Raw genomic sequence first — 26,949 nt, 5'->3', positions numbered from 1 at the left:
TCCGCTCTACCCTACGGCAACTGGCGTGAATCATGCGTGAAAAACCTGACCGCTTGTTCAAAGAGGTTTGACCGCGCATGCTGTCAGTATGCAGCTTTCTGAATAATTAATTAGCAACAGGGGATTTTTCTATGACCATTTACGGAGGCCAGGGAGGTCAAGGCGGCCAGGGAGGTCAGGGTGGACAAGGTGGCCAGGGCGGACAAGGCGGGCAGGGAGGGCCAGCCCATGCGGGCGGGGCGGCGTCACCCTATCTGAGCCTTGCCCTTGCAATGGCGCGCGATGGCACCCAGCAATACTGGCCCAAAGGTGCAGCGTCGCGCAGCCCGACCCCGGCAGGAAACAGCTGGGAGGCGTTCAGGCGGCTGGACAGTTTCCCGCGTCGTGCCGTCACGGATCAGGCGCTGCAATCCCTGTTTGGCGTCGATTTTGCAAACCATTCCGGCGCCAACACGACAGGCAACCTGAGCTTTCAGGGCATGCCATTGGTGACGCTGGAAAAACCGACAGACCAGTTCACGGCCGACGAGCAGCTGCATTACCTGCGCACGGCGGCGGACCTGCGGCTTGACCGGTTGGCGGAGATTCAGGTCCAGACCTCGGATATCCTGTCTTTCTACGGGTCTGTCGGCTACATGCACCCGGATGCGACCAAGTGGTCACACTGGCTTGCTGCGGCCGTTTTGCGGCTTTGTACCCATGTCGAGATGCCGCTGAAGATGGGCTTTGACGTGGCCCGCCCGATCACCATGTCCTACGAGGTGCAACCCGTCATCCAGACGCCGGGTCATGGCAGCTGGCCATCCGGCCACGCGACAGAGGCGTTTGCCGTGGCGACCTTGCTGACGCGTTTGCTCTATCCCGGTCCGTTCGATCCGGTTGCGGCGATCAAGGACCAGAACGAACTGTTCCGCCACGCGGCACGGATCGCCAACAACCGGACGGTTGCAGGTGTGCATTTCCCGACAGACAGCTTGGCCGGGGCGATCCTGGGTATGACATTGGCGCAGGCGTTGATCTCTTGGATGGACAAATCCGACAATACGCCAGCACGCAGCTTTCGCGGTGCCTCATATTCAGGCGATTTCAATCTGACGATCCTCGGAGAGGTGCTGGATAACACGAATGTGATCGAGTTATCCACTGTCGGACCGTATGATGTGGATGTGCCGCTTTGGGTGTCCGAGATGTGGACGGCGGCGCAAAAGGAGTGGTGACCTATCAGTTTTGGCGGTGCGGTCAAACGGTTATTTACCAGGGTCTTTAAAGAGTTGGGCCGGATATGTCTCGCGACAGTCCGGCCTTTTCCTTGGGCAGTCTGACCGGTTGCGGTCAGGCCGTGCCGCTCAAGGGTTTGCCCGCATCGCCGCGCCGGGCACGCGTGCCTTCATCAGGGATCAGAACGCCGTGGCCCAGACGGGCATCCTGCTGTGGCAAGGCGCGGATGGGCACGGCAAGGTCAGACAGGTGCGTGTCGCCCTGCCCAAGCCGGGCTGCGGAATGGCCAAGCGCGCGGGACAGCCTTCCGGCGGCGGCGCTGGTGCCGCCCATCGCTCGGGTGCTGCCCGAAATGGTCCCCGTCGCCAACACCCCGGCAAGGGCGCGGCCATCCTCTGCCACGGTGGCAACCACAGGGGCGGTCACCGCCCAATCTCCCGCGCCTTGCGCGCTGTAGACGGCCGCGCGATAGTCGCGCATCGCAGGCATGTCTTCCGCTGCGGCTGCGGTGAACACCTGTCGCGCGGTGCCCGGACCGCCGCCGGGATTTGCGGCGGTAACCAATGCGGAATGGCTTGCGGTGCGGGTGATGGCGCAGTCGGGCAAAAGCCCGCCATTGTCCTGTGCTTCATCGTCCCAGCCATAGGCATCTGGCGCGTCGAAATAGGATTGTCGCCCGCCCTGGCGGTAGCCCGGTGAATTGTCGTCGCGCTGTATCTGAAGATGCACCGTTGCGGCTTGCGGCGCCTTGTAGCGCAGGCCAACGGTCCAGCCTCCGGAGGGCGCAAGCGGGACGCCGGGCAGCATCGTCTGGGTAGGGGCCAGGGCGAGGACATAAGTCGAAGAACAGACCGTCTGATCGTCAAGCCGATGCGCAGGCGTGCGGTAAATCCGCGCCACCGGGGCGCCATCGGACCGGACCAGCGATCTGAAGCCGCCCTCGGACAGTGGCGCAAAGCCCGAGGATACCCCGTCCGGCGCGGTCAGCGATACTTCCAGAAGGTCAGCATCCAACCCGCTGCCGATCTCCAGGTAAGAGGCTGTCAGGTCGTCGGGCAGCACCCGCCACTCGATCTTGCGGTCAGTCGCGAAGCGCGGCTCTTCTGGCGGATAATCAAAGCAGGCGACCTGCCGGCTGCGATAATGGTTGCCGAACGCGTAGACAACGCGCACCTTCTGGCCCGTGACGCTTTCCCAATACCGCGCTTCACGCGCGATCTGGTATTCTGCGAACCGGGTGCCGTTCTTCGGCCCGGCGAGGATGCCAAGGCTGATATTGATGATGACCGGGGCGGTCGGATCGACCTTTGCCGCCTGACGCAGGATCCAGCGCATGCCTTGAACGAGGTAGCTCTCGAACCGGGTGCCGGTCGTATCCTCAATGGCTTCGGGCGGCAGTTGCACCCCAAGAAGCGGCCAGTTTTCGACCGGATCGCCCGTTCCGGGGTCTGCACCGGCCGCAAGATCAAGGACATGCGTGCCGTGGCTTTGGGAAAACTCGCAGCTGCGGCGCGCACCTGCGGGAAACAGCGTCTCGTGCAGTGCTGCATAGGCCGCCTGCTCCTCCAACGCATGGCCTTTTGCCAGCAAGCTGTCGATCTCTGCCGCCTCCAACATGTGGCCAAGGCGGATCGCGGGTGCCTCTTCGGCCTCGCTGCGCCGGGTTTCGAGCGCCTGCAACCAGATCGCGTGAAACCGGGTGCGCTGGCTGCCATCCTCTGCCTGCCTGCGAAACCGCGTATTCAGAAAGCCGATACCGTCGTCGATGATTGCCACGATCGGCCTGTCCTTGCAGGTCGGCACTGCCAGAGCGGCGGCGCGGTCGCGCATCTGGTCCGGCGTCGCGTCGTCCAGCATGACCGGGCTTCCGACATCCAGCACTGCGAACAGATCATCATCGCGCTCAGCGGGTTCTCTCAAGGCGTCAAGCCTGCGGTACAGCGCGTATTCGTCGGGAAGCCCGGCATCCCGCGCTGGATCATTGACCCTGTTGCAAAGAACCTCCAGCTCGTGCGGTTCCATCGCCAGAGAACCGCCGACCGTGTTCACGATGGCAAGCAAAGCCTGTCTGCGCGTCTCTATGCCCGCCGCCGCGCAGCTCGGGTTGAGCCGGATGAAGATGGGTTCGTACCAGACCCCTTCTTGAGGCGGGAGCAACGCCGAGCGCCGACGTTCCAGCAGTTGCGACCAGTCCAGATAGGCATCCCAGAGCTGTCCCGATTCGGCTTTGGTCCAGTGCAATGTCATGCGGTCTCCGATCGGTTCAAATCGATAATGCCAGAAAATTCGACCAAATGCCGCTGGGTCAAGCAATTGTAGAGATTTTGCGAATTATTCACGGCTCACCTCTGCGGAAATAGTAGGTGCCGCTACGGAATTTTCGGGTGGATCACGACATTTTCACAGTATGATCACTGTGGGATCACGGACCGGGGGCAGACTGAAGAGGAAGAGTAAGAAAGAATTTACGCCTTGGCGGGCCGCTTTCGGCAAAAGTCGCGCCAGCATTCCGGTCCAGCCGGGAACCGTCAGGGCACCAAAGACGATCCGGGGGAAGACCAATGACCTACCTGACTGACCATGCCCAGCATAGGCGAGCCTGTTTTCGCGTGATCGAAGGCACATGCGGCGAGGACGCCTTCCGCAGCGCGCGTCGAGCGCGGGCCGCGCGGCCGGTACATGCCGATGTGGGCCCGTCGGAACTGGCGGCGGAAATGGCCGTCATCTATGCTTTGTCGCTGCTGCGCGAGGTCCCGCTGGCAGAGCTTGAGAACCCGCATTTCAACCTGCGTATCGATGCGCAGACCTCCTTTTCGCTTCACGAGATGCTGTGCGAGCTGCGCAGCTTGCCTTGGCTGGATCGCCACTCCATTCCCTACCTTGCTCCCCGGGCAGAGGGTTCGTCCACTCTGACGGCGGGAACCGAAGAAATTGAGCGCCGTGCGAGCCGCTGGAACGATGATGGCCAGCTGACCCTGAGGATGCTTCTGCGCGGTATGACGCATGGCGACACGCGCGGACCGCTCTTGTCGCAGTTGCTTCCCGGTCTTGCGTCGTCGCAGCCCGGCACGGATGGGTCGGGTCTGGATGCCGCATTTGAGGCGATGCCAAGCCAGAGCGCGTCTGTGCTGACATGGCAGAACTGGCTGGACGCGAACCGCGAACAGGCCAAAGCGCTTTCCGGGCAAGTGCCGGAAACGCTGTGCGATCTGGCGGCCTTGGGGCATCTCGCCTCGCCGGGACGCGCGGCATTTGCGTTGGCCCTGTCGATGGCAGCAAAGGACATGGCGCCGGTGTCGGCCCTGTCCGGTCGTGGCTGGGCAGGCGCGGAACTGATGGCTCTGATCGCAGAGGCCGTTTCACTGTCCACCCAAGCCGCAAGGGCGCAGGCTGCACAGGCCGACCGCCTGCGTCGCCCTGCGGTTCTGGCCGCGCGCATTTCCCTGATGACCGGACGAGAGGACCCTGCGGGCAATGCCTCTGAGGGGGTGGCCAGGCAGGTTCTGGAAGAGCTGCGCCGCTTTGCGCCCCGTTTGTTGATGTGGGTCCACAGCCGCAATGGCGCGGACGGTTCCGGCGCGATCAGCGTGGCCGATGAGCAGGACACCGATCCGCGCGTGTCCCCGGCAATGCGGATGCGCGAAAACCTGATGCTGCCAATGACGCTGCGCGATGACCTGCCGCTGCACCCATCGGATGCGCAGGCGCAAGGCACCGTTGCAGGGGCTTGCGTGACCATCCTGAAGGCGGTCTACGCCGGTCCGTTCTCTGGCCCCTCGGGACATTCGAGGGCTGGCACTGGCGGACCCACCAACAACATGATGCCACGTCGGCCGGGCCTTTCGGCGGATCTGGACAAGCTGGCGTCCAACGTTGTGCTGGGGCGTCTGGTCACCGGCGGCTACTTCCATTTCGAGAATCTCAACGCCCTGCGCAAGGGCGAGCGTATCGCGATTGCGCTGCTGTCGGAACTTGTGGAGACGCGGGAGGCGCAAGGCGATCTTGGGTTCTTCTCGTTCGACGGGAAATGCGTACGGATCTCGGCGCGGCCCCAGTCGAACGGCGTGCTGCGGGCAGAGGTTCTGGTCGACGGCTGTCCCGTTTCGGACCTGAGCGTTCCGGGCAATCACCGACCCACCCTGCGCGCGGTTTGAACCGGCATTCCCGGCCATCCGGGTAACCTGAAAGGGCCTGCGCTTTTGCGCGGGTCTTTTTCGTGCGGTGGCGGGATGCCTTGGCACCGCTGAGCTGCGTGTGACCGGGCAAATCCGCCGCGCCGTCTGGCATAGGTTTCGTGGCGAGGGGGCCCCAGACGATAAATCTGCTTGGCCACGGTCTGTGCCGTGCCGCCCTGACACCAAGAGGGCAGGGGCACAGGATCCTGTCCATTGCCCCTGCCTGATCTTGGGTTCAGTCAGGCGATGTCGTAGATCTGGCCGCCCAGCATCAGGTTGATCTCGGACTGGGCGCCACCATCTATCAGCGTCCAAAGGATCTGCCCGCTGGGTTCGTAGATCACGAATGCCTCCCGTGCATCGCCGCCCGCCCCGGCGGACTGGGCGTAGTTGACCCGGAAATCGTCGACATCTGCCCGGCGCCCGAAGACAAGCAGGTCGCCTTCCTGCGCACTATAGTCCCTGACCCAGTCCGTGCCGTGCCCCTTCAGGCCAACATGGTAGAACCGGTCGGCCCCCGCACCACCGCTCAGTCGGTCGAAGCCGAACCCCCCGTTCAGGAAGTCGTCCCCGTTGCCGCCAAAAACCCGGTCCGAATAGGCCGCGCCGTTGAGTACATCATCGCCGTCATTGCCGTACACGGTGTCTGCACCAAACCCGCCCGAAAGCGTATCGTTGCCGGACCCGCCGTAAAGGCTGTCATTGCCGTAGCCGCCTTCGACGTTATCATGGCCATCTCCGGCAAAGATGACATCGCGCCGGTCCTTCGTGCTGGAGCCACCGATTATCTTGTCATTGCCATCACCGCCGCTGATCGTGTCGGAGCCGTCATTGCCGCGCAGCACATCGCGGCCGGCCGCGCCTTGCAGCCGGTCTGCCCCGCTGCCACCGTCGATCACGTCATTGCCGAGCGTGCCGGAAATTACTGCCGCGCTCGTGCCGCCGATCACGCGCTCTATGTCGTGAAGTTCACCCGTAAAGCTGCGATCCACCTGGATATACCGGATGGAGAACGCTTCGGCTTCGTCGCTGCCGGGATCGGGCAGGATACGGGTCGCATCATCGGCGGAGTTGGAGAAGGTGGGGTTCGCTTCCTCCACCAGCTCAGGCGTCATGACCTGACCGTTGAAGACGCGCGCCTCGCGGGTGCCGGTATCGTCCCAGACGGGTTGATCGACACGAAGCGTTGCCGAATAGGTGCCGGCCACGAGGTCAATGTTGATGTCGCCATCGAGGTTCCCAAGGTCCAGCGTGTCCGTGCCGGCGCCCCCGAAGAGCGTGGTATTGCCTTGATCCAGAACGAAAGTGTCGTTTCCGTCGCCGCCATAGGCCAGATCGTCGCCCAGCCCCAGAACCAGCACGTCGTGACCGCCACCGCCGATCAGCGTGTCATTTCCCGCCCCGCCCGACAGGGCATTATTGATGCCGTCGCCGATGATCCGGTCATTGCCCGCGCTGCCGATGATGTTTTCGATGTTCAGCAACCGGTCGGAGCCCTGCGCGCCAGTGGCTGTCATCAGCTCCAGGTCAACGGTGACGTTGCCGAAATCCCCCGCACCTATGTCGCCATCCGTGTTTCGCACCACCGCATTGGCATAAGAGGCCGTGTCGCGCCCGGTGCCGCCATCCAGCGTGTCATTGCCCGCGCCACCGTGCAGCACGTCATTGCCCACGCCGCCAAGCAGGGTGTCGCGGTCGTCCCCGCCAACCAGCTCGTCATTGCCGCCATTGCCTTCAAGAAGGTCGCTGCCGCCCAACCCGATGAACCGTTCGCCGATGTCGCGCCCGATCACGTGGTCGGCGATATCCTCGGCGCCAATCACCTCTTCGACATTCAGAACGGTCGCCTCGATCCCGTTTATGTCACCGGGGGTCAGCAACTCCCCGGTGCGCAGGTTCAGCTGTACCTGCCTGACCAGCCTCGGGTTTGCATCAAGCGCCAGCGTGTCATAGCCCACACCACCGTTAATCGTGCCTTCCATGCGATCAACGTAGATATAGTCGTCGCCCTGGTTTCCATGCACGTAGTGTTTGCTGCCCGAGGCGTTGACGCGAAGCTCGTCATCCCCCGCGCCGCCGTAGATCTCTCCGTCCATCCTCAGCTCAAGGTAGTCGTCGCCGCCTTGGCCGAACAGCATCGCTTCGGCGCTGCCATCATTGGAATTGGCGCGGACCAGACGGTCCTCACCGTCCCCGCCATAGATCGTCATATCCTCGTTGCCATCAAGATAGACCTCATCGGCGAAGTCACCGAGGTAGAGGTATTCGAAATCCGTCATGTTCCCGCGCGCAAACACGGTTGTCGTCGTGCTGCCATTGGCGGAGGAAGACCCCAGATCGCCGGATTCGTCGGCGATTGCCGCGCTGATGCGCGTACCCAGAGACCCGGACAGGCGGATCGACCAGCGGGCATTGTCGATGAGCCGGGTGTCGAGCGTATCCTCGCCACTGCCGCCATCGAACGAGCCTCTGTCGCCGGTCACAAAGATCAGGTCATCGCCCGTCCCGCCAAGCGCCTCGGTCGCCCCCTGGGAGCGGATCGTGTCATTGCCGCCGCCGCCATCGATGAAGAACCGGTCATCATAGTTGGCGGGGCGCCCGAACAGCGTGTCGTCCATATCCGACCCGACGACGCGCTGGATGTTCTCGAACCGATCCGTGGCAAGGACCGTGCTGCCGTCATCGCTTAGCCTGCGGATAAGGCCACTGGCCGCGAAGACCCGCAGCGGGCCAGATGTTTCCTGCGTATCAATCCGGCTTTGGCTATGGTCCCGTCCGATCTGGTAGTTGTTCCACTGGCGCGAATAAAAGAGCGTGTCGAACCCTTCGTTGCCGTCATAGACGTCTCCAAGGCCACCAAAGACCGTTCCGCCCGCAATAAGTGTGTCACTGTCTTCGCCACCGGAAACAGTGTCCGCGCCGGACCCGCCGATAAGCAGGTCACGCCCGCCCCCGCCGGAAATCACGTCATTGCCCTCGCGCCCGTCAATGAAATCGCGGCCCGAATTGCCGACCAGGCGGTTGCCCGCACCGTTCCCCCGGAAATCAATGTCGCGATTGTCGTACATCTCGGCATTTTCGATGCTGATCAGGGTGTCGCGGTCGGACCCGTCCCAGGCCTGACCAGTCACCAGATCGACGGTGGTGCGGGAATTGCCGGAGGCAGAGTTTTCGGCGTAGATCCAGGTGTCATTGCCGTTGCCGCCCTCGACCGTATCGGCGCCAAGCAGCGTCACGAAGGCATCATCGCCTACACCACCGACAAGCGAATCCGCGCCGTTCGAACCGGTGAAGCGGTCATTGCCGCCAAGCCCGAAGGCGTGCAGCCCGTTCACCGCCGCATAGATGAAATCCGCCTTTTCGGTACCGGTAAAGGGCGATTGCGTGACACGGTAAACGCTGTTGAGCAATTGGGTCTGCGTCAGCTGGATGTCCCTGAAGACATAGGTTTCGACATCATGGGCAACTTCGATGCCCTGCCGGCCGCCGCCTTCGTGCAGAAAGACCATCGGGCCGTTCTCTTCCGGTCGCGTGTAGCTATACTTGATGAAATCGTCTTCGAATACGAGCCGGTCATTGCCAGAGCCGCCATAGATCGTGTCGTCGCCTATGCTGGCAAAGATGACATCGTTGCCGCCCCGTGCATCCACCACGTCATTTCCGGCGCCCGGGTCCAGCACATCTGCGGTTTCCTGCCCGACAAGCGTGTCGTCCTCTTGAGTGCCGCCGCGAATGTCGCCGGGCGCGTCACCGTCAAGGAAGTCGAAGATATCATCCGTCAGGTCGTCGATGAAATCCGCAATGTCAGTGTTCCAGCCCAGATCATCAAGAAAACCCTCAACTTCGACGAAGGCGCCGTCGATATTGGCCTCGATCCGGTCAAGCACATTTGCCCCCGGTATCAGATCTGCGATCCGGTCCGCGACGCGATCAAGGATATCGGTGATGCCAAGGCTGTCGAGGATCCAGTCGACAACCGGCGCGACGGTGATGTTGTAGATGAAGCCGACCGCATCCAGAACCGGCTCAATCGGGCGCAGCGCAGAATAGGCCGCGTTCAAGGGCCCGGACAGAAAGCTGAGCGAGTCGTTGATCTTTGAAAAAGCCGACGCGACCGAGTTCAGGGGCGAGAACAGCGACGTGTAGAATTTCGCCCGAAAGTCATCGATCTCGGTCTCTATGCCATCATATACGCCGTTCAAACGTTCCATCACGGTATTGAGCGGACTTACAGTGGTGTCCACCGCGCGCGAAAGCGGATTGATCGGGTCACCCACGAAATCGAACACCAGGATCATATTGCTGGCCCGGGCGAGCTCAACGAGCAGCTTTTCGTTGGTCACGGCAAGCGCCTCGTCGAAATCTTCAAGCTTGTCTTCGGCCTTTTCCAGACGGTCCGGCCAGCCCGAACGTTCGATACGTTCGTCAAGCTCGCGCGCCTTGTCGCGGATACGGATCGTCGCCGTCTCCAGCCGGTCAAGAACGCCGTCCATCACCTTGGCGACAGCCTTCATCGGGCCGACCTTTTCCATCACCTTCAGCGAGAATTGCATGGAGCGGATGGTGCTCAGAAAGTCGTTCGCCTGATTTTCGACGTAACCCGCGGCTTCGAGCGCCTGTTGGGCAATTTCCACGGCGTCGAGCATGTTGTCGACCTCTTGCCGCAGGTCGCGCACATTGGTCCGCGTGTGGTTCAGATTGGTCCTGTAATCGAGGAGCTCTTGTCCGGCTGCCATGTCAAAAATCCCATTAAATATAAACAAATCAATATGAAAGCCGCCAAAAAAATGTGGCGAGCTCTATTTGCGTGCCAAAGGTTACCATACGTCACAGGGCGCACCCAATCGGGTGATCACCCCAAAAGCCGGGCAGTGGGGTCAGTGCGCGCGGTCAATCTGCCGGGGGCAGGGCGACATAAAGGCTGGTGCCATCGCTTCGGGGCAGCAGGCCGAAATCCAGCTTGTGGTCTTTCACGATCCCTCCGACGATGGACAGGCCAAGCCCGCTCCCGTCCGCCATTTCGGCGCCGTCAAGCCGGACATTGCGGCCCAGGGCGGTTTGCAGATCGCTTTCGCTCAGGCCCGCGCCGGTGTCGTGTACCTCCAGCCTCGGCCCTGTGGGCCTGTTGCGCAGGCCGACAAGGATTTTGCCGCTTTGGGTATATTTGATCGCGTTGGACACAAGGTTCGTGGCCAGCCGCATCACCGCAAGTGGTGGCAGGGACGTCAGCGCGGTGCTGTTCACGATCCGCAGATCGAGCCCCTTGCTGCGCGCCTCTTCGGCAAACATGTCGCGCAGCGCGTCAAGCACCTGATCCAGCCTGACGTTTTCATCCTCTCGCGCGACCTCGCTACCATCTTCCAAATAAACCTCTACCCCGCCCGGGCCGCTGGCGCTTGCCAGCTCGCGGCTCACCAGCGCTTCGAGATAGCTGAACGTCTCTTCAATATCTGCCGGGCGGCGGTCAGCGGAAGCCGCATCGCCGTCGCGAACGAGGTTACGGACGTTCAGTCGTAGCGCGTGCAGCGGCTGGCGCAGATCATGGACCGCATCGGCCAGCTTGCGCTCTTTGGAGCGTGTCAGCTCGACCGCGAGGGCGTAGCGCTGCTCCAGATCCTGCAAACGGCCCGAGAGCGACAGGTTGCGCCGTGCCTCCGACAGGGACATCTGCAACGCCTCTTCGCGGTTGCGTTTCATCTGGTTGAACCGGTCAAGGATGGCAAAGCCCATCAGCGCCGCATCCAACACCAGGACCACGCGGATGCTGTCGAACTGCACTTCCTCGGAAATCTCCACGCCCAGCCAATGCCGTGCGGTCATGATGCCCGCCGAAACCACGGCGCCCCCCCAGGCCAGAACGTAAAACCGCACCTCGGTGAAACGTGTCCGCGCAACGACCAGCCCACAGACAAAGTAGAGCAGCATGGAGATCAAGGACATCAGAACCAGAAGCTTCTTGATCACCTGCGTGTCCACGACAAGCGTGGCGGCCACTGCTACCAACGTGGCACCCATCATCGTCAGAAGGGTTTTTTCCAGCACCGGATGGAAGAGGTAGGTTTGCAGGAAATGCCGCGCAAAATTGCCGCCAAACAGGATGATCCCCGATCCAAGCAGAACCGACGCATAGCCGTTGAACAACGGCGCGTTCGGCCAGAGATAGCGGAACGTGTTCCCATCAGCATGCATGATATAAAGAAGGCCGCAGATCGCGTAGCTTGCATAGGCAGCAAAGATGAACTGCCGTGTTCCGGCAAAGGCGGCCGTCGACACAAGCACAAGAAACAGCATCATGCCGTAATAGATGAAGTTCTTCGCGGTCTTGCGCTCTGCCAGCAAGGCAAAGCTTTCGGGTGTCCTGATGGCAAGGCTCACTTCGGATGATCCGCCCGACCAGTAGCGGATAAAAACGGTCGCGGCTGTTCCGGGTGACAGGGGTACCGGGACGACAAGCTCCGGATAGGCAATGTCGCGGTCTGAAAAGGGCGAAGACGGGGTCAGCTCTTCCAACAGCTCGGTGCCTTCGGGGCTGTCCAGATAGACGGCGAAGCCCTGAAAGAAGTTCTCGCGGACATGCAGGCGCCATTCCGACACGGCGGGATATTCGTTTTTCAATTCGACCCGAAGCCAGATCACATCCTTGGTGTAACCGAAATCGGCACTGGGCGCGTCGACGCGTTGCCACTGCGCCTCTGCTTCGGCAGATTTGACGTCTTCAAGCGTCAGATTTCGCGTCGGATCGCGCAGGGCGGCGACATATCCCTGCAACTGATCGGCCTCCATCGGGCCGTGCAGTTCGACGACGGGCTGTGCCAGCGCCGTTGCCGCAGACAGAAAAGCCAGATATATCAGACCCATGAGCGGGACGAACTTGCGCATGGTATGCCCTCTAGCTGGAAAGGCCACGACATATGCCAGTCACCCTTCTGGTCGCTGACGATCATGCCTTTACGCTGGACGGTATGCAACGCGCTCTGTCACAGATCGACGGGTTCGAAGTGGTGGCTGTTGCTCATACGGGGATCGAGGCGATTGCCCAGGCCCGGGCCCATCGCCCTGATATTGCCGTGCTCGACATCGCCATGCCGGGGGCGAACGGGCTGGAGGTGGTCGTCGAACTCAGTCGCTGGTCGCCAGAGACCTGCTGCGTCATCGTGACGGGAAGCCCCACGCCCGGCGTGTTGCACCAGTTGCAGGCGTTGGGCGTGCGCGGGATGTTCGTCAAATCCGCCGATCCGAACGAGATCTGCGAGGGCATCAAACAGATCGCAGCCGGGGAGACGGTGATCGCGCCCGAGATACAGCAGCGCCTGGATGATGAGGACGCGTCAAACGCCCTGTCAGAGCGCGAGCTGGAAGTGCTCCAACTCATCGCGCGGGGGCTGACCAATAGCGGGATTGCCGACGCGCTGTCGATCAGTCCCAAGACGGTCGAAAGCCACCGCGCCTCGCTGATGCGGAAACTGAAGGTGCATTCTGTCGCCCAACTCCTGATCCGCGCCGTGCGTGACGGGCTGATCTCTGTCTGACCTTGGGCGCGGCGCCTGACTTGCTGCGTTTGATGCGTGTCAATGCGGGGCAGGGCAGGCCGCGCTAGGCTGGGGCGGTAGGAGGTGCTCCATGAAATCCTTGATCATTCTTGTGTGTCTCGCCGCCAGCCCGATTGCTGCGCAGGAGGCTGAGTCAGGTGCGGCTCATTACCACCAACATTGCGCGACCTGCCACGGGCTTGATGCCGATGGCAACGGCCCGATGGCCGGGGTTCTGACCATCAAGCCGAGCGACCTGACAGCGCTTTCGAAGGGCAACGGCGGGGAATTTCCTTTCGAACGCGTGGCGAAACGCATCGACGGGCGCGACCCTCTGGTGGCGCATGGCTCGCCAATGCCGGTTTATGGCCCGTATTTCGAAGGGGGCCGCGATGTCGCGATTGGCACCGGGAGCGGCCAGCCGCTCATGACCTCCAAGCCCGTGGCCGACCTGATCGCCTATCTGCAAGAGCTGCAATCCGCCGACGAAGGGTAAAACGGGCGGAACAAGTCGACCCTCCCGCGTGTTGTCTGTGTGAATGCAACAGGCATAGGAGACGACGACATGAACTGGGATCAAATCGAAGGCAAATGGGAACAATTCAAAGGCAGCGCCCGCGAACAATGGGGCAAGCTGACTGACGACGAATTGGCCGAAGCCCGCGGCAACCGCGAGCAACTCGCGGGTCTTATCCAGGAACGCTACGGCAAAACCAAAGAAGAAGCCGAGCGCGAAATCGACGAATGGCAATCGCGAATGTGAGTCATCCAACGTAACGGAATATTTGGGCGGGTCGCGAGCCCGCCCAACTTCGTTCAGTGCATCTGCTCGGCTTTATAACCCGTATCTAGTTTATTTTCCGATACTGAAGGTTCGCGCTATCTGCTAAATTGTGCTGCAAAAACCTTTAGATCCAGAGCGTCACCGCTTGAGTAAAGGCGTCCAGCTCTGCTTTAAGCGCGAAATTGTTTAATGTCTGCGTTTACAAAGGCGAACTGGGCAAACCTGCCAGATACAAGTACCAAAGGTTCGTCGGGGCGGACTTTATTAAACATCCAGCTCTTCCACAAAGCGCGCGTTCTCCTGGATATATTGGTAGCGCATTTCGGGTTTTTTGCCCATCAGACGCTCTACCAGATCGCCGGTTTCGCCGGGTTCATCCTCGTCGATGGTGACGCGGATCAGCTTGCGCGTCTCAGGGTTCATCGTGGTGTCTTTCAGGTCCTTGGCGTCCATCTCTCCCAGACCCTTGAAGCGGCTGACGTCGATTTTTCCTTTGCCGCCCAATCCCTTTTCCATCCAGACGTCGCGCTCGCGCTCGTCCAGACAGTAGACGCGCTTTGCGCCCTGCGTCAGCCGGTAGAGCGGGGGGCAGGCAAGGTAGAGGTGCCCGGTGTCGATCATCGGCCGCATCTGGGTGAAGAAAAAGGTCATCAGCAAAGAAGCAATATGCGCACCGTCGACATCCGCGTCGGTCATGATGATGATCTTGTCATAGCGCAGGTCATCGACGTTGAAACGGGTGCCAAGCCCCACGCCAAGCGCCTGCGTAAGATCGTTGATCTCGGCATTCGAGCCGAGCTTGGAGGAGGCCGCACCCAGAACGTTCAGGATCTTGCCCCGCAGCGGCAGCAGGGCTTGAGTCTTCCGGTCGCGCGCCATCTTGGCTGAGCCCCCGGCGCTGTCGCCCTCGACGATGAAGAGTTCCGTACCGGCGCGATTGGTGGCCGAGCAATCCACAAGCTTGCCCGGCAGGCGCAGCTTTTTCGTGGCCGTCTTGCGCTGTGTTTCCTTTTCCTGCTTGCGGCGCAGCCGTTCTTCGGCGCGCAACACAAGGAAATCCAGAATGGCGCCTGCGGATTTCGTATCTGCCGCCAGCCAGTTGTCGAAATGGTCGCGGACAGAGTTTTCTACCAGCCGTTGCGCCTCTGTCGTGGCGAGGCGGTCCTTGGTCTGGCCCACGAATTCCGGCTCTCGGATGAAACAGCTGACCAGCGCGCAGCCGCCCGTCGTCAGGTCGTCGCGGGTGATCTGCGCGGCTTTCTTGTTGTTCACAAGCTCGCCGTAGGCCCGGATGCCCTTGAGGATCGCGGCCCAGAACCCGGCCTCATGTGTGCCGCCTTCGGGGGTGGGCACGGTGTTACAATAGGACTGGATGAACCCGTCGCGGGCGGGCGTCCAGTTGATCGCCCATTCGACCTTGCCCGGCGTGTTGAATTTTTCCTTGAAATCGACCAGCCCCGCAAAGGGGCGGTCGGCATAGGCGGTGGCGCTGCCCAGTGTCTCTGTCAGGTAGTCCGACAGCCCGCCTGGAAAGTGGAACGTGGCCTCTGTCGGCGTCTCGCCATCGTCGATCGCGGATTTCCAGCGGATTTCGACACCCGAGAACAGATAGGCCTTGGACCGGATGGATTTGAACAGCCGCGCAGGTTTGAACCGGTGATGGCCAAAGATCTGCTCGTCCGCATGAAAGGTGACCGTCGTGCCCCGGCGGTTGGGGGCGGCGCCCACCTTTTCCACGGGCCCCTGCGGAATGCCGCGCGAAAAGCGCTGCTCGTAGAGCTCCTTGTTGCGGGCGACCTGAACGACCATCGAATCCGACAGTGCATTGACAACCGAGGCCCCCACGCCATGCAAACCGCCTGACGTTTCGTAGGCCTTGCCCGAAAACTTGCCGCCTGCATGCAGCGTGCAGAGGATCACTTCCAGCGCGGATTTGTCCGGGAATTTGGGGTGCGGGTCGATGGGGATGCCGCGACCGTTGTCGCGGATGGTGATGGCGTAATCCTCGTGCAGTTCCACCTCGATCCGGTTGGCATGGCCTGCGACAGCCTCGTCCATCGAGTTGTCCAGCACTTCGGCGACAAGGTGATGCAGCGCGCGTTCATCCGTGCCGCCGATATACATGCCTGGCCGTTTGCGTACCGGCTCCAGCCCTTCGAGAACTTCGATGGACGACGCGTCGTAATCGGTTGGGGCGGCGCCCGAGAGGAGGTCTTCGGCCATGGCTGCTGCTCTTTTGCTGTTTTTTGCTTGTGTCCAGTATGGCAGAGCATGCGGTTAGGGAAAAGCATCTCTTGTGCCGGGAACCACAGCATGTTGTGTCGCAACGTGATTTCGTGACGACAGATCGGGCAAGAGGCCCCGGCTTGGGAGCCGGGGCGGGCATCACCCGGCAGAGGCCGTTTGTCCGATATCGTCAATCAGGCCCGCAAACCGATCTGGTGCTGGTTTCTGGCCTGACACCCATTGGTAGAGGTCCTGATCGTTTTCATTCAGGAGCGCCTCGTAAAGGTCGAGTTCTGCGTCATCCATCTCTGCCAGCCGTATATCGGCATAGCGCGAGAGCAGGATATCCATCTCTTTTATGCCGCGCCTCATGGATCGCATTGTCAGGCGTTTGAGGCGGATATCGCGCGGTTCGATCATTGTCCGGCTTCCTGCATCAGCAAGCGAAGGCGCTTTTCAAGCTTGGCCATCCGATCTGCCGATTTGCGGAAAGATACCCGCGCTTCGCGAATATCGGCGAGGATTTCGTTCAGCCCCTCGGGCATCTCCACTTCGTCCTCCGGCGCTTCGACGCCTTCGCCGTCGCCGTTCAGCAGCCACATGATCGAAACGTTCATCAGGCCCGCCATCATCGAAAGACGGTTGGCACGGGGTTCGGACGTGTCGGCCTCCCAGCTTTCCAGCGTGGACAATTTCACGCCCAGCCGTTTGGCCAGTTCCTTTTGTGTCATGTTGGCCGCCTCGCGCGCGGCCGCCACGCGGTCACCGAAGGTTGCCCTTTCGGGTCCATACCAGGCGTCGTTCGAATCGGTCATCGGCTATCCTTCCGGGATTGGGCTTGATCGGCCATTGGGCGTACCCTAAGACAACCGGGAATTGCCTTCAAACCGGGTGCGACCATGAGCTTCCTTTCAGCGACACTTTCCCGCGTCAAGCCGTCTCCGACGGTCGCCGTCACCACTTTGGCGCAGGAATTGAAAGCGCAGGGGCGCGATGTCATCGGGCTTGGGGCCGGGGAGCCGGATTTCGACACGCCCGACAATATCAAGCAGGCCGCGATTGCAGCGATCCATGCGGGCAAGACGAAATACACCGCGCCTGACGGGATGCCAGAGTTGAAGGCCGCCGTTTGCGCCAAGTTTGCCCGCGAAAACGGGCTGAGCTACACGCCATCGCAGGTCAGCGTCGCCACCGGGGGCAAGCAGATCCTTTTCAACGCGCTGCTGGCAACGCTCAATCCGGGGGACGAGGTCATCATCCCCGCGCCCTATTGGGTCAGCTATCCCGATATGGTTCTGCTTGGCGGCGGGACACCGGTGATCGTGGAATGCGGGCTTGAGGCGGGTTTCAAGATGACCGCTGAACAGCTCGAAGCGGCGATCACACCAAAGACCAAGTGGTTGATCTTCAACTCGCCCTCCAATCCGACCGGGGCGGGCTATTCGCGCGCAGAGCTGAAGGCCCTGACGGATGTGCTGATGCGCCATCCGCATGTCTGGGTCATGAGCGATGACATGTATGAACACCTCGTTTTCGACGATTTCGAGTTCTGCACCCCTGCACAGGTGGAGCCCGGTCTTTATGAGCGGACGCTGACCTGTAACGGCGTGTCAAAGGCTTATGCGATGACAGGTTGGCGGATCGGGTATGCTGCGGGGCCAGAGCATCTGATCGCCGCGATGCGCAAGATCCAGTCGCAATCGACCACCAATCCCAGCAGCATCAGCCAATGGGCCGCGGTCGAGGCGCTGAACGGGCCGCAGGATTTCCTGCCGGGGTTCAGAACGCTGTTTCAGGGGCGCCGCGATCTGGTGGTGAAAATGCTGAACGAGGCGCCGGGGATCACCTGCGCCACGCCGGATGGTGCCTTTTATGTTTACCCGTCGATTGCCGGATGCATCGGCAAGACCAGCCCTGCGGGTACGCTTCTGGATACGGACGAGGCCTTTGCCAAGGCGCTGCTGGAAGAGACCGGCGTTGCGGTGGTGTTCGGCGCGGCCTTTGGGCTGAGCCCCAATTTCCGGGTCAGCTATGCCACCTCCGACGAGGCGCTGACCGAAGCCTGCAACCGCATCCGGGGCTTTTGTGAGAACCTGACCTGACGCAGAGGCGCCTTCCGGGCTGTCTTGCTGAGGGCCGTTCGTGGCCCCGTACGGGCTGTGCGGCGTATAGATAGGCCAGTCTTTTAAAGAGCGGCCCGGCACGATGCACGAAGGCCCCGTCTGGGGTGGCGAGGGGGCACTCGTCTGTCGATTTTACTGGAAAGGCCCGAGCAGCGAGGGCAGGGGACTCAGCCCTGTAGCAAGGCCCGCATTTTCAGCGCAAAGCGCACCACCATCAGCAAGGCCGCACAGGCAAGTCCCAGCACGAGGCCGAGCCAGACACCGGGGCCGCCAAATCCAAGGGTGAACCCCAGAAGATAGCTGATCGGGACGCCGATCACCCAATAGGCTACAGCTGCCATGATCATCGGGACTTGGGTGTCCTGTATGCCGCGCAGCAGGCCCAGTGCCACAACCTGAGCACCATCGACAAGCTGGAAGAGCGCGGCCATGGCCAGCAAGCTGACGCCTGTGGCAAGTATCGCGCCGTAGCGCATGTCTGTGGGATCGATGAAGGCGGACACCAATACCTCTGGCATAAACAGAAAGACCGAGACGGTGACGAGCGACATTGCCACGCTCAACCCGCCCACGGCGGCAGCGCCACGAAGCAGATGTGCCATGTCCTCTCGTCCCAGCGCGTTTCCGGCCCGCACCGTCGCGACATTCGAAAGCCCCAGATGTACCATGAAGGCCGCCGTGGCCAGTTGCAGCACGATCCCATGCGCGGCCAGAGGCACTTCGCCCAGCCAACCCATCATGATCGCGGAACTGGCAAATAGCGCGACCTCGGCCAGATTGGTCAGGCTGATGGGCCAGCCCAAGCGAAAGACCGTCGTCAGTACCTCTGTATCCGGGCGCCAGAACCGTGTGAAAAGGGCATGTTCGGGCAGGCGGAGGCTGATATAGACCATCACCCCCAGCAGCGCGATTACATTGGTGATGGCCGACGCGACCGCCGCACCCAGCAGGCCCATTTCAGGCGCGCCCCAGTTGCCAAAGATCAGCGCGTAGTTGATCAGCGCGTTGAGGATTGCGGCAAATGCGGTGATCCAGAACACGATGCGCGTATGTTCCAGCGCGGCGAGATAGCTCTTCAGCGCCATGACCGACAGCGCCGGGATCAGGCCGATCCCGGCAATCCGCAAGTAAGATTGCGCCGCGGCAGACAGGCTGTCGCTTTGTCCCAGCCCGCGCAGGAGCGGAGCGGAAAACCAAAGCAGCGGAAGGACCAGAACGGCGAAACCCAGCGAGAGCCAAATGCCCATGCGCGTGGTACGGCGGATCATCACGTCGTCGCCCTTTGCGTGGAACTGCGCCACCATGGGCATCACGGCCCAGGCGAACCCCGCCCCCATGATGAAAAGAACGAAGAACAACGTATTGGCAAGCGTTGCGGCTGCCAGCGCCTCGACGCTGTACCAGCCCAGCATGAGCGTGTCGGTCAGACCGATGGCGAATTGCGCCAGATGTCCGCCGATCAATGGTAGCCCTAGAAAAAGGATCGCCCGAATATGCTGGGGCAGCGTCATCGCCTGAACCATGCTGAGCGTTTAGGCTGGTTTCAACACGCGGGCAAGCCGCGACGGACCCCGCGCATCACTATGGGCTTGCTGGATTTGTGTGGGCAGAAGAAACGGACCACTCACCTTCCGTTTCGTCTGCCCTGGCAGGCGGTCCGCTCCCCCCGGAGTCGCCTACGTTCCGGATGTTTCAAGCCGCGCCTTGCGTGGCGGGCACCTTTCGGCCTGTCCTTGCCTCAGCCGGCAGCCCCATGACGGGTGTCGGGATGCAGCGCCTTGCCAAGGATATGGTTCGTGCGATGGACGACATGCCCGGCACCGCCCACGATCAGCGGATCGGGTTGTTGCAGGATCTCGGGGTTTTTGCCGGGGTAATCCAGCGAGGACAGAAAGTGCCGCATGCAATTGAGCCGCGCGCGCTTCTTGTCGTTCGATTTGATGATCGTCCAGGGCGCGTCTGCCGTGTCGGTATAGAAAAACATTGCCTCCTTTGCCTCGGTATAATCATCCCACTTGTCCAGACTGGCCTTGTCGATCGGTGACAGCTTCCACTGCTTCAGCGGATCAGTTTCGCGACTGGTGAACCGCTTGCGCTGCTCGGACTGCGTTACAGAAAACCAATACTTGTAAAGACGGATGCCGGACCGGACGAGCATACGCTCCAGTTCCGGGGTCTGGCGCATGAACTCCAGATACTCGCTCGGCTCGCAGAACCCCATAACCCGTTCGACACCTGCACGATTATACCAGCTTCGATCGTAAAAAACCATCTCTCCCGTGGTGGGCAACTCGTTAATATAGCGCTGGAAATACCACTGTCCCTTCTCCTCCCAGGTGGGCTTGTTCAGCGCGACCACGCGGGCAGAGCGCGGGTTGAGATGTTCCATGTAGCGCTTGATGGTGCCTCCCTTGCCGGCGGCATCGCGACCTTCAAACAGCAGCACGAATTTCTCGCCGACCTCCTGCGCCCAAAGCTGTACCTTGAGCAATTCGGCCTGTAATTGAGCCTTTTCTTTCTCATAGATGCGGCGGGACAGCCGGTCGCGGTAAGGGTAGCGCCCGCTCTCAAAGGCCTTGCGGACATCCTCGGGGGATGGCGCGGCATCTGACTGCTGCGGAATCTCTCCGTTGGGGACCATGACCTGCGGCGCGTCGGTCTTCTCTGTCTGTGGTGGTGTACTGGCGGTCATGGTCAATCCCTCGCTATGGCAGTTGCCCGCGAGTTTACCCGATGCGCCGCCAGTCCACCTTGACCCCTGTCAAGTCCGCGCGGGATTATTCGCGTCAGTCATCAAGGATATCACGCCAGCTATGCTCTGGCTGGAAACCCAGCATTTCCTTGGCCTTAGCGATTGAATACATGGTCTCGTGCTTGCCCATCTCGCCTTTGACAGGGACGCCCTGATAGTATCGGTCGATCACCTCGGCACTGCTGAGCCCCACCGACAGGTCGTCATTCGCCACGTTGAAAACCTCGTAGCCCAGACCATCCGTCTGCAGGCAGCACTCTACCATCTGTCCCAGATCGCGCGCATCGATATAGGCAAAGATGTTGCGGCGTCGCAGGTCGGGATCGGCGATATAGGCAGGAAAATCCGTGGCATATTCATGCGGCTCGATCACGTTGTTGATTCGCAGCCCATAGATGTCTATGCCGGATCGCGCCTGAAAAGAGCGCCCGCACGCCTCGTTGCACACCTTTGACATCGCGTAGCTGTCATGCGGCACTGTGGGGTGCTCTTCGTCCACGGGCACATAATCCGGCTTCACCTCGCCATCTGCGAAACAGATGCCATAGGTGGTTTCGGAAGAGGCAAAGATAACCTTCGGAATACCCAGCTTCACGGCCGCTTCGATGACGTTGTAAGTCGAGAGCGTATTTGTCCGGAAGGTTTCGTTGTCGGGCTTGATCAGGATGCGGGCCAGTGCTGCGAAATGCACGACCGCATCGAATTTCGGCACCCCTGTTCCGGGCTCAAGCTCTGCAAAATTTGCTAGCGATGTCATTGCGTTGAACACCTGGCCAGAGTCCGTCAGATCGACCGTCAGGTTGTCTACCCCGGGGTGATCCAGCGGGATCAGGTCGGCGTTCAGAACCTGATGACCACGCTCCAGAAGATAGGGTATCACGTGGCGCCCGGCCTTGCCGGAGCCGCCGGTGAAAAGAATTCGCATAAGGGCCTCCCTGATTTCTGGCTCCAGAACTGCTTGAAGGCTGCCCGATTTTCAAGCCTGAGCGCATAAATTGCAGCAAATTTGTCGCTTAACAAATTTTTCGGTTTTTTGACCGAGTCTGCCAGTCAACAAGCGTATGGCGGAGTAAAAATTATGAGCATCCATTCGACAATGGGGCAGGGCCCGGAACAAGGCTTCATGGCGGGTTATCTTGAGGCGCTGGCCTTGGTCGAAAGGCTGCACCGGTTGCTGCTGGACGTCATCAAGGACGAATTCGAACGCGTGGGCGTGCTGGATATCAACGCGGTTCAGGCGCTCTTGCTCTTCAACATCGGTGAGAACGAAGTCACCGCAGGAGAGCTGAAATCCCGCGGCTATTACCAGGGCTCCAATGTCAGCTACAATCTCAAGAAGCTGGTAGAGATGGGTTACATGCACCATCAGCGCTGCGAGATCGACCGACGCTCTGTGCGGGTGCGCCTGACTCAGAAAGGCCGGGATGTAAGGGGCGTGGTGACAGACCTCTTTGCCCGCCATGCCGACGGGTTGATCGAAAAGGGCGTGCTGAGCGATGAGGGCCTTGCCGACATCACCGGGTCCCTCCGGCGGGTGGAGCGCTACTGGACCGACCAGATCCGATACATCTACTGATACGGGTTCTCAGGGCTGGTGGGCGGACATCACCAGCCCTTGAAGTTCCCGTTTCAGCTTTCGCACCATTGTGGCTTCGAAATCGGCAAAGCCCCGTGCGGTTTCCACGAATGCATCCGGGCCTCGCAGGACATATGCCTGAAAATAGGCGGAAAGTTCCGCGCCGGTTGCGTCACCATTTGGGGGCGGGGGGCCAATCACCAACCCGTTCACGGTGATACCGGCAAGTGCTGCACCATCTATATCGCGCGGATGCGGCCCGGTATTGGACTTGCCGTCACCTGAGAGGTCCAGCGTGCGCTTGGGGCAGGTGGCCTGTTCGGCGAGAAGCGCACCACCGTACAGCATAGAGGAACCGATCGCCGTCGAAGGATCGCCCGAGGGGCGCGGTGCCTCTCGCAGGATCGTTGCAACATTGGCAATCGCGGGGGCGCTGTCGATTCGCGTCCATGGCAGGGTGAGACGCTGGCTGGTGGGGCCGCTCCATTCAAAGACCGACAGCCAAACGACGGAGGCGGTATCCGACAGCAACGCCGCCTGCACTTCCGGATGCAGCAACGCATTTGCCAGCCCTTGCATCTGAAGCGCATATTCGGCGCTGTCGACAGAGCCCGAAACATCCAGCCCCAGCGCCAGCGCTTGACGGCAGTCAGCCTGCGCGATGCCCGCAGTGAGCGACGCCACCAGCGCACCCCCAGCCATAAGCCGCCGCATCAGGGTTGCGGTCCCGCTCATCCCCGAGAGCCTGCTGACGGCGGCCCGGCCTGCCCCACGGCCAGATCATTGATTTCCCGAAACAGCTTGCGTGTCATGGCCTGTTGATAGCCTTCATACCCCTGCGATACCTCAACAAAGGCGCGGGGCCCGCGGATCACTTCCTGTGCGAAATACTCCGCCAGTTCCGGCCCGTCCTCCAGCACGGCAAGGCCATTCACGGTTATCCTTTCAAAGGGAAAGTGGCGATAGGCCAGCGCGGGCGGGAACCCTTCATTGCTGCGCCCGTCGCCAGACAGATCAAGGACTTTGCGGGTGCAGCGCGGCCCGCGGTCAAGAAGCGTCGCGCCATATCCAAGCGCGTAACCCATCGCTGTCGGAAAGTTGTCATGGCTGCGTTCGGGCAGTAGCAGGGCCGCTACCGCGCGGTCGATCTGCGCTTCGGATTCCAGCACCGTCCAGTCAAGCAGCATCGCCTGCTTGTCCCGTCCGCTCCATTCATAGGCGGCAATCGCGACATGACCGGGTGCGCCGGATAGGATTGCGTCACGAATGTCGCGGTCATTCAGCGCCGCCGCCATGCCGCGACGCTGAAGGTCATGCTCGTCCGCGTCCACCGAAGAGGATACGTCGAGCGCCAATGCCAGCGCCAGTCGGCACTGCGCGGTCGCCTCAGCAGCCGCGCAAAGCGCCAACAGGACCGCCAGCGCCCTTACCAATGGCCCGTGTTTTCCATGCTGGCCCAGGGTTCTTGCGGCGGCAGGTCGTCGCCTTCCTGAAGCAGCTCGATGGAAATGTTATCGGGGGAGCGCACGAACGCCATGTGGCCATCTCGGGGCGGCCGGTTGATCGTCACCCCGTTATCCTGAAGCTTCTGGCAAAGCTCGTAAATATTGTCGACGCGGTAGGCAAGATGGCCAAAATGGCGGCTGTCGGATGGCAGGCCGTCATCGCCATCCCAATTATAGGTCAGCTCGACCGGGCATTCCTCCTGACCCGGAGGGGCCATGAAGACAAGGCTGAAGCGCCCTTTGTCATTGTCGATCCGGCGCGTTTCCTTCAGGCCCAAAAGCTCGTAGAAGGCCATGGATTTCTCCAGATCCTTCACGCGAACCATGGTGTGCAGGTAGCGTAGGGGCATGTCATTCTCCCGTAGTTTTGACTGCTCGCCACGATAGGGCTGTCCTCGCAGATGTCGAGAGCGCCGGGTCCGGGCTGCACAAATCCGGCGGGTAAACGGGCCGACCTCAAGTGGTGGGCAACCGGTTGTTCAGATCAGTTTCGGCCACGTCCACAGGGTTAAGTGCGGTTTCCCTGATCTAGTGGTTTATCGCGTTGCGTCGTCAAGATATGGTTCGGCTCGACTCATCTAATGCCAAAGGATTCGCCCATGTCCCTCTCGCCCGATCAGCAGGCTGAAATCGACGAGCTTCGCAGCTCTCCGCGCGAGACGCTTCGTGCGACGTCCCCCGGCATGGAACAGCATCTCTACAAGGCGATTCCTGTGCTGGACCACGGTTTCGTGCGGGTCATCGACTATATGGGCGACGATTCCGCGATCTGTCAGGCGGCCCGGGTCAGCTATGGCCGGGGCACGAAATCGGTGCAGAATGACGAGGGGCTGATCCGCTACCTGATGCGGCACTGGCATTCGACCCCGTTCGAAATGTGTGAGGTCAAGCTGCACGTCAAGCTGCCCGTTTTCGTCGCGCGGCAGTGGATCCGTCACCGGACGGCCAATGTGAACGAATACTCTGCGCGCTATTCGATCCTGGACCGCGAATTCTACATTCCCGAGCCGGAAGCGCTCGCCGCGCAATCTGTCGTCAACAATCAGGGGCGCGGCGAGGCCTTGACCGATGAAGAGGCAGACCGCGTTCTGCGCTACCTGCGTGACGACGCCATGCGCGCCTATGATCACTACGAAGAGATGATCGGCCAAGAGGGTCAGCAAGGCCTTGCGCGGGAATTGGCGCGCATGAACCTGCCCGCCAATATCTATACCCAATGGTATTGGAAGGTTGACCTGCACAACCTGCTGCATTTCCTGCGTCTGCGCGCCGATGCCCATGCGCAGTACGAAATCCGCGTCTATGCGGATGCCATTTGTGACGTCGTCGCCGACTGGGTTCCCTTTGCCTACAAGGCCTTTGCGGATTATCGCATGGGCGGTGCCACGCTGTCCTCAAGCGCGCTGGATTGCGTGCGCCGGATGCTGAAGGGCGAGGATGTGAACCAGGAAAATTCCGGCATGTCCAAAGGTGAATGGCGCGAGTTCATGGGCGTTCTGCAAAACGACGGAAACTAGGAAGCGGGTCAGAGCGCTTCAAGTTCCGGGGCGCCAGAAATTTACACCGTTTCGGCCCTTGCATCGTAGGGCCGGTGGACTATTGCGCCGCCCTGTCAACGCTTTCTACGCGCCCCGGCCACGCGCCGGGGCCTTGTCTGTAAGGCTTGATGCGCCATTGAGCGGGGCCGGACATACCTTGCCGTAACCCACGGAAACCATAGGCTGAAATCAGCCTCTGTTGCGCCCGGAACACGGCACAGTTTCGTGACTGCCGCGTGAAGGAACTGTGTGCAGCCTCTACCTATTTATCCCTCAGACGCTCGGCAGAACCGGGCGCCCAGATGGAAACACTAGAACGAGGAGTATGACATATGTCTGCATCCAAATTGTCTTTCGCCGCGGCGCTGGCCGCAACCACCGCAATCGCCGCCCCCGCCTTTGCCGGCAGCCTCGACAACACGCTCAGCGAAGCAGAGCCTGCCGCGCCCGTCGTCGTTACGGCCCCTGCGCCCGTCTATGACTGGACCGGTCCGTCGATCGGTGCGCAAGTGGGCTTCGGTGATATCGAAACTGACAACGCCGGTGGCGTCGAAGGTGACGGCGGCCTTTACGGTCTGCGCGCGTATTACGACTACGACTTTGGCAACTACGTTGTCGGTGGCGGCCTGCAATATGACGAGGCCGACATTGACGTAGATGGCGCCGCAACGCTGGACAAGGTCTTCCGGGCCGGTCTGCGCGCCGGTGTCGATCTTGATCGCACCTTCCTTTACGGGACCGGCGGCTATGCCAAGGCCTTCACTGAAGAAGACACCGTCGATCTTGGTGACTCCAACGGTTACTTCGTCGGTCTGGGTGCCGAGCATTTCGTCACAGAGAAGGTCACCATCGGTGGCGAAGTTCTCTACCATGAGTTCGACGATTTCGAGATTGACGACGTCGAAGCCTCCGCAACCACAGCGACCATCTCGGTCAACTACCGTTTCTGAAGCGATATCCTTGACCGGAGCGTGAGCCCCGGTTGAAGAGGGCGGCCCGTCGTGGCCGCCCTTTTTCATTTGTGCCTGCCTGCACGCAGTCGAAAACTGATCCGCCCGCCCCCCGGTTACGTACCCAAGACACGCAACAAACGAGGGCGCCCATGCATCTGATCATCCTTTACGTCTCGACCGCCGTGGTTTTCCTCGGGCTGGACGCGGTGATGCTGAAAACGGTGATGCGCCCCCTGTTTGAGCGGCACATCGGCAACACGCTGAGCGAAACGCTCAACCTTGGGGCCGCAGCCGGGTTCTACCTTTTTTACGTGGCCGGGCTGATCTATTTCGTGTCGTTGCCTGCACTGCGCGCGGACGCCCCGCCGCAGGCCTTCTTCACGGGGGCACTGTTGGGGGCAATGGCGTACGGCACTTACGAATTCACCAATTTCGCAACGTTGAAGGGGTGGCATTGGCACATGGTGGCGACCGATCTGGCATGGGGAACTGTCCTGACCGGCGTTTCGGCGCTTGCAGGCGTGTTGATCACCCGCGCTCTCTCTTGACGAGTTGCGGCCAAGATGTCAT

22 protein-coding genes are annotated in these 26,949 nt (G+C 61.0%); 10 read left to right on the top strand and 12 right to left on the bottom strand.

Translation table 11 applies throughout. From position 1 onward, the window contains the following. The first annotated feature begins 131 nt into the window (after window positions 1-131). Window positions 132-1,217 carry a phosphatase PAP2 family protein gene (locus EDD52_RS02675; protein ID WP_165907442.1) on the top strand — a complete coding sequence of 362 codons (1,086 nt, stop codon included), beginning with the start codon at window positions 132-134 and terminating at the stop codon, window positions 1,215-1,217. Window positions 1,218-1,332: 115 nt separating this feature from the next. On the opposite strand, the gene EDD52_RS02670 is transcribed toward EDD52_RS02675, so the two are convergent. Beyond that, window positions 1,333-3,465: a S8/S53 family peptidase gene (locus EDD52_RS02670; RefSeq protein ID WP_132241526.1), complete on the bottom strand. Its 2,133-nt coding sequence runs from the start codon at window positions 3,463-3,465 to the stop codon at window positions 1,333-1,335. Window positions 3,466-3,779: 314 nt separating this feature from the next. On the opposite strand from EDD52_RS02670, the gene EDD52_RS02665 reads away from it, so the two are divergent. Continuing rightward, the gene (locus tag EDD52_RS02665; RefSeq protein ID WP_132241524.1) at window positions 3,780-5,372 is read left to right on the top strand and encodes a phosphatase PAP2 family protein; all 1,593 of its coding nucleotides are present in this window, start codon (window positions 3,780-3,782) and stop codon (window positions 5,370-5,372) included. A gap of 260 nt (window positions 5,373-5,632) precedes the next feature. Here EDD52_RS02665 and EDD52_RS02660 read toward each other — a convergent pair whose 3' ends face one another. Both EDD52_RS02660 and EDD52_RS02655 read right to left on the bottom strand, forming a co-directional pair. Further along, window positions 5,633-10,129, bottom strand: coding sequence for a calcium-binding protein (locus EDD52_RS02660; RefSeq protein ID WP_132241522.1), 4,497 nt, complete (start codon window positions 10,127-10,129; stop codon window positions 5,633-5,635). 154 nt (window positions 10,130-10,283) lie between these two features. Continuing rightward, window positions 10,284-12,272 carry a sensor histidine kinase gene (locus EDD52_RS02655; RefSeq protein WP_132241520.1) on the bottom strand — a complete coding sequence of 663 codons (1,989 nt, stop codon included), beginning with the start codon at window positions 12,270-12,272 and terminating at the stop codon, window positions 10,284-10,286. A 32-nt stretch (window positions 12,273-12,304) separates the two neighbouring features. On the opposite strand from EDD52_RS02655, the gene EDD52_RS02650 reads away from it, so the two are divergent. The 3 genes from EDD52_RS02650 to EDD52_RS02640 all read left to right on the top strand — a co-directional run bounded on the left by EDD52_RS02650 (window position 12,305) and on the right by EDD52_RS02640 (window position 13,685). After that, on the top strand, window positions 12,305-12,922 hold the full coding sequence (locus EDD52_RS02650; protein ID WP_132241518.1) for a LuxR C-terminal-related transcriptional regulator: 618 nt from the start codon (window positions 12,305-12,307) through the stop codon (window positions 12,920-12,922). A gap of 91 nt (window positions 12,923-13,013) precedes the next feature. Next, window positions 13,014-13,418, top strand: a complete 405-nt coding sequence (locus EDD52_RS02645) for a c-type cytochrome (RefSeq protein ID WP_132241516.1) — start codon at window positions 13,014-13,016, stop codon at window positions 13,416-13,418. 69 nt (window positions 13,419-13,487) lie between these two features. Further along, window positions 13,488-13,685: a CsbD family protein gene (locus tag EDD52_RS02640; protein ID WP_132241514.1), complete on the top strand. Its 198-nt coding sequence runs from the start codon at window positions 13,488-13,490 to the stop codon at window positions 13,683-13,685. Between the two features lie 285 nt (window positions 13,686-13,970). Here EDD52_RS02640 and parE read toward each other — a convergent pair whose 3' ends face one another. From parE to EDD52_RS02625, 3 genes are all read right to left on the bottom strand, one after another. Next, entirely contained in the window at window positions 13,971-15,929 is a 1,959-nt protein-coding gene (parE, locus tag EDD52_RS02635) for a DNA topoisomerase IV subunit B (RefSeq protein WP_132241512.1), read from the bottom strand. Window positions 15,930-16,091: 162 nt separating this feature from the next. Beyond that, window positions 16,092-16,352, bottom strand: a complete 261-nt coding sequence (locus EDD52_RS02630) for a succinate dehydrogenase assembly factor 2 (protein WP_132241510.1) — start codon at window positions 16,350-16,352, stop codon at window positions 16,092-16,094. Next, complete coding sequence (locus tag EDD52_RS02625; RefSeq protein ID WP_132241508.1) at window positions 16,349-16,747, bottom strand: helix-turn-helix domain-containing protein; 399 nt, start codon at window positions 16,745-16,747, stop codon at window positions 16,349-16,351. The genes EDD52_RS02630 and EDD52_RS02625 overlap by 4 nt, the downstream gene beginning before the upstream one ends. Window positions 16,748-16,831: 84 nt before the next feature. Here EDD52_RS02625 and EDD52_RS02620 point away from each other — a divergent pair, with 84 nt between their 5' ends. Then, window positions 16,832-18,034: a pyridoxal phosphate-dependent aminotransferase gene (locus EDD52_RS02620; RefSeq protein ID WP_132241506.1), complete on the top strand. Its 1,203-nt coding sequence runs from the start codon at window positions 16,832-16,834 to the stop codon at window positions 18,032-18,034. Between the two features lie 188 nt (window positions 18,035-18,222). On the opposite strand, the gene EDD52_RS02615 is transcribed toward EDD52_RS02620, so the two are convergent. The 3 genes from EDD52_RS02615 to EDD52_RS02605 all read right to left on the bottom strand — a co-directional run bounded on the left by EDD52_RS02615 (window position 18,223) and on the right by EDD52_RS02605 (window position 21,732). Beyond that, a complete protein-coding gene (locus EDD52_RS02615; RefSeq protein ID WP_132241504.1) occupies window positions 18,223-19,578 on the bottom strand; it encodes an MATE family efflux transporter in 1,356 nt (451 codons plus the stop codon). Between the two features lie 215 nt (window positions 19,579-19,793). Beyond that, a complete protein-coding gene (gene ppk2 / locus EDD52_RS02610) occupies window positions 19,794-20,696 on the bottom strand; it encodes a polyphosphate kinase 2 (RefSeq protein WP_243651826.1) in 903 nt (300 codons plus the stop codon). Between the two features lie 145 nt (window positions 20,697-20,841). Then, window positions 20,842-21,732, bottom strand: coding sequence for an NAD-dependent epimerase/dehydratase family protein (locus EDD52_RS02605; RefSeq protein WP_132241500.1), 891 nt, complete (start codon window positions 21,730-21,732; stop codon window positions 20,842-20,844). A gap of 153 nt (window positions 21,733-21,885) precedes the next feature. On the opposite strand from EDD52_RS02605, the gene EDD52_RS02600 reads away from it, so the two are divergent. Then, window positions 21,886-22,383 carry a MarR family winged helix-turn-helix transcriptional regulator gene (locus EDD52_RS02600; RefSeq protein ID WP_132241498.1) on the top strand — a complete coding sequence of 166 codons (498 nt, stop codon included), beginning with the start codon at window positions 21,886-21,888 and terminating at the stop codon, window positions 22,381-22,383. Between the two features lie 9 nt (window positions 22,384-22,392). Here the strand turns inward: EDD52_RS02600 and EDD52_RS02595 are convergent, their stop codons facing one another. From EDD52_RS02595 to EDD52_RS02585, 3 genes are read right to left on the bottom strand one after another with little or no spacing between them, the layout of a single operon-like run. Further along, window positions 22,393-23,118, bottom strand: a complete 726-nt coding sequence (locus tag EDD52_RS02595; protein ID WP_243651809.1) for a DUF1194 domain-containing protein — start codon at window positions 23,116-23,118, stop codon at window positions 22,393-22,395. Next, window positions 23,115-23,816, bottom strand: a complete 702-nt coding sequence (locus EDD52_RS02590) for a DUF1194 domain-containing protein (RefSeq protein ID WP_132241496.1) — start codon at window positions 23,814-23,816, stop codon at window positions 23,115-23,117. Before EDD52_RS02590 ends, EDD52_RS02595 begins: the two co-directional genes overlap by 4 nt. Further along, complete coding sequence (locus tag EDD52_RS02585) at window positions 23,810-24,238, bottom strand: VOC family protein (protein ID WP_132241494.1); 429 nt, start codon at window positions 24,236-24,238, stop codon at window positions 23,810-23,812. The genes EDD52_RS02590 and EDD52_RS02585 overlap by 7 nt, the downstream gene beginning before the upstream one ends. A 249-nt stretch (window positions 24,239-24,487) precedes the next feature. Between EDD52_RS02585 and thyX the strand changes: the two genes are divergently transcribed. The 3 genes from thyX (at window position 24,488) to EDD52_RS02570 (ending at window position 26,927) form a co-directional block, all read left to right on the top strand. Continuing rightward, a complete protein-coding gene (gene thyX, locus EDD52_RS02580; protein WP_132241492.1) occupies window positions 24,488-25,405 on the top strand; it encodes an FAD-dependent thymidylate synthase in 918 nt (305 codons plus the stop codon). 353 nt (window positions 25,406-25,758) lie between these two features. Beyond that, window positions 25,759-26,376 (top strand): outer membrane protein, encoded by a 618-nt coding sequence (locus tag EDD52_RS02575; protein WP_132241490.1) that lies wholly within the window; start codon window positions 25,759-25,761, stop codon window positions 26,374-26,376. Between the two features lie 152 nt (window positions 26,377-26,528). Continuing rightward, window positions 26,529-26,927 carry a DUF2177 family protein gene (locus EDD52_RS02570; protein WP_132241488.1) on the top strand — a complete coding sequence of 133 codons (399 nt, stop codon included), beginning with the start codon at window positions 26,529-26,531 and terminating at the stop codon, window positions 26,925-26,927. The last annotated feature ends 22 nt before the right edge of the window (window positions 26,928-26,949 follow it).

This window comes from Primorskyibacter sedentarius, assembly GCF_004342065.1.
Taxonomy (GTDB): domain Bacteria; phylum Pseudomonadota; class Alphaproteobacteria; order Rhodobacterales; family Rhodobacteraceae; genus Primorskyibacter; species Primorskyibacter sedentarius.
Note: the sequence above shows the minus strand (reverse complement) of the source record. Positions and strands in the feature narration are given on the sequence as shown.

Excerpts from the sequence above, each read along its gene's own strand:
- EDD52_RS02595 (WP_243651809.1), bottom strand. The coding sequence starts at position 23,118 with ATGAGCGGGACCGCAACCCTGATGCGGCGGCTTATGGCTGGGGGTGCG.
- EDD52_RS02620 (WP_132241506.1), top strand. The coding sequence starts at position 16,832 with ATGAGCTTCCTTTCAGCGACACTTTCCCGCGTCAAGCCGTCTCCGACG.
- EDD52_RS02570 (WP_132241488.1), top strand. The coding sequence starts at position 26,529 with ATGCATCTGATCATCCTTTACGTCTCGACCGCCGTGGTTTTCCTCGGG.
- EDD52_RS02575 (WP_132241490.1), top strand. The coding sequence starts at position 25,759 with ATGTCTGCATCCAAATTGTCTTTCGCCGCGGCGCTGGCCGCAACCACC.
- parE (WP_132241512.1), bottom strand. The coding sequence starts at position 15,929 with ATGGCCGAAGACCTCCTCTCGGGCGCCGCCCCAACCGATTACGACGCG.
- EDD52_RS02650 (WP_132241518.1), top strand. The coding sequence starts at position 12,305 with ATGCCAGTCACCCTTCTGGTCGCTGACGATCATGCCTTTACGCTGGAC.
- EDD52_RS02655 (WP_132241520.1), bottom strand. The coding sequence starts at position 12,272 with ATGCGCAAGTTCGTCCCGCTCATGGGTCTGATATATCTGGCTTTTCTG.
- EDD52_RS02615 (WP_132241504.1), bottom strand. The coding sequence starts at position 19,578 with ATGGTTCAGGCGATGACGCTGCCCCAGCATATTCGGGCGATCCTTTTT.
- ppk2 (WP_243651826.1), bottom strand. The coding sequence starts at position 20,696 with ATGGTCCCCAACGGAGAGATTCCGCAGCAGTCAGATGCCGCGCCATCC.
- EDD52_RS02670 (WP_132241526.1), bottom strand. The coding sequence starts at position 3,465 with ATGACATTGCACTGGACCAAAGCCGAATCGGGACAGCTCTGGGATGCC.
- EDD52_RS02600 (WP_132241498.1), top strand. The coding sequence starts at position 21,886 with ATGAGCATCCATTCGACAATGGGGCAGGGCCCGGAACAAGGCTTCATG.
- EDD52_RS02625 (WP_132241508.1), bottom strand. The coding sequence starts at position 16,747 with ATGACCGATTCGAACGACGCCTGGTATGGACCCGAAAGGGCAACCTTC.
- EDD52_RS02605 (WP_132241500.1), bottom strand. The coding sequence starts at position 21,732 with ATGCGAATTCTTTTCACCGGCGGCTCCGGCAAGGCCGGGCGCCACGTG.
- EDD52_RS02630 (WP_132241510.1), bottom strand. The coding sequence starts at position 16,352 with ATGATCGAACCGCGCGATATCCGCCTCAAACGCCTGACAATGCGATCC.
- EDD52_RS02640 (WP_132241514.1), top strand. The coding sequence starts at position 13,488 with ATGAACTGGGATCAAATCGAAGGCAAATGGGAACAATTCAAAGGCAGC.
- EDD52_RS02645 (WP_132241516.1), top strand. The coding sequence starts at position 13,014 with ATGAAATCCTTGATCATTCTTGTGTGTCTCGCCGCCAGCCCGATTGCT.
- EDD52_RS02675 (WP_165907442.1), top strand. The coding sequence starts at position 132 with ATGACCATTTACGGAGGCCAGGGAGGTCAAGGCGGCCAGGGAGGTCAG.
- thyX (WP_132241492.1), top strand. The coding sequence starts at position 24,488 with ATGTCCCTCTCGCCCGATCAGCAGGCTGAAATCGACGAGCTTCGCAGC.
- EDD52_RS02660 (WP_132241522.1), bottom strand. The coding sequence starts at position 10,129 with ATGGCAGCCGGACAAGAGCTCCTCGATTACAGGACCAATCTGAACCAC.
- EDD52_RS02585 (WP_132241494.1), bottom strand. The coding sequence starts at position 24,238 with ATGCCCCTACGCTACCTGCACACCATGGTTCGCGTGAAGGATCTGGAG.
- EDD52_RS02665 (WP_132241524.1), top strand. The coding sequence starts at position 3,780 with ATGACCTACCTGACTGACCATGCCCAGCATAGGCGAGCCTGTTTTCGC.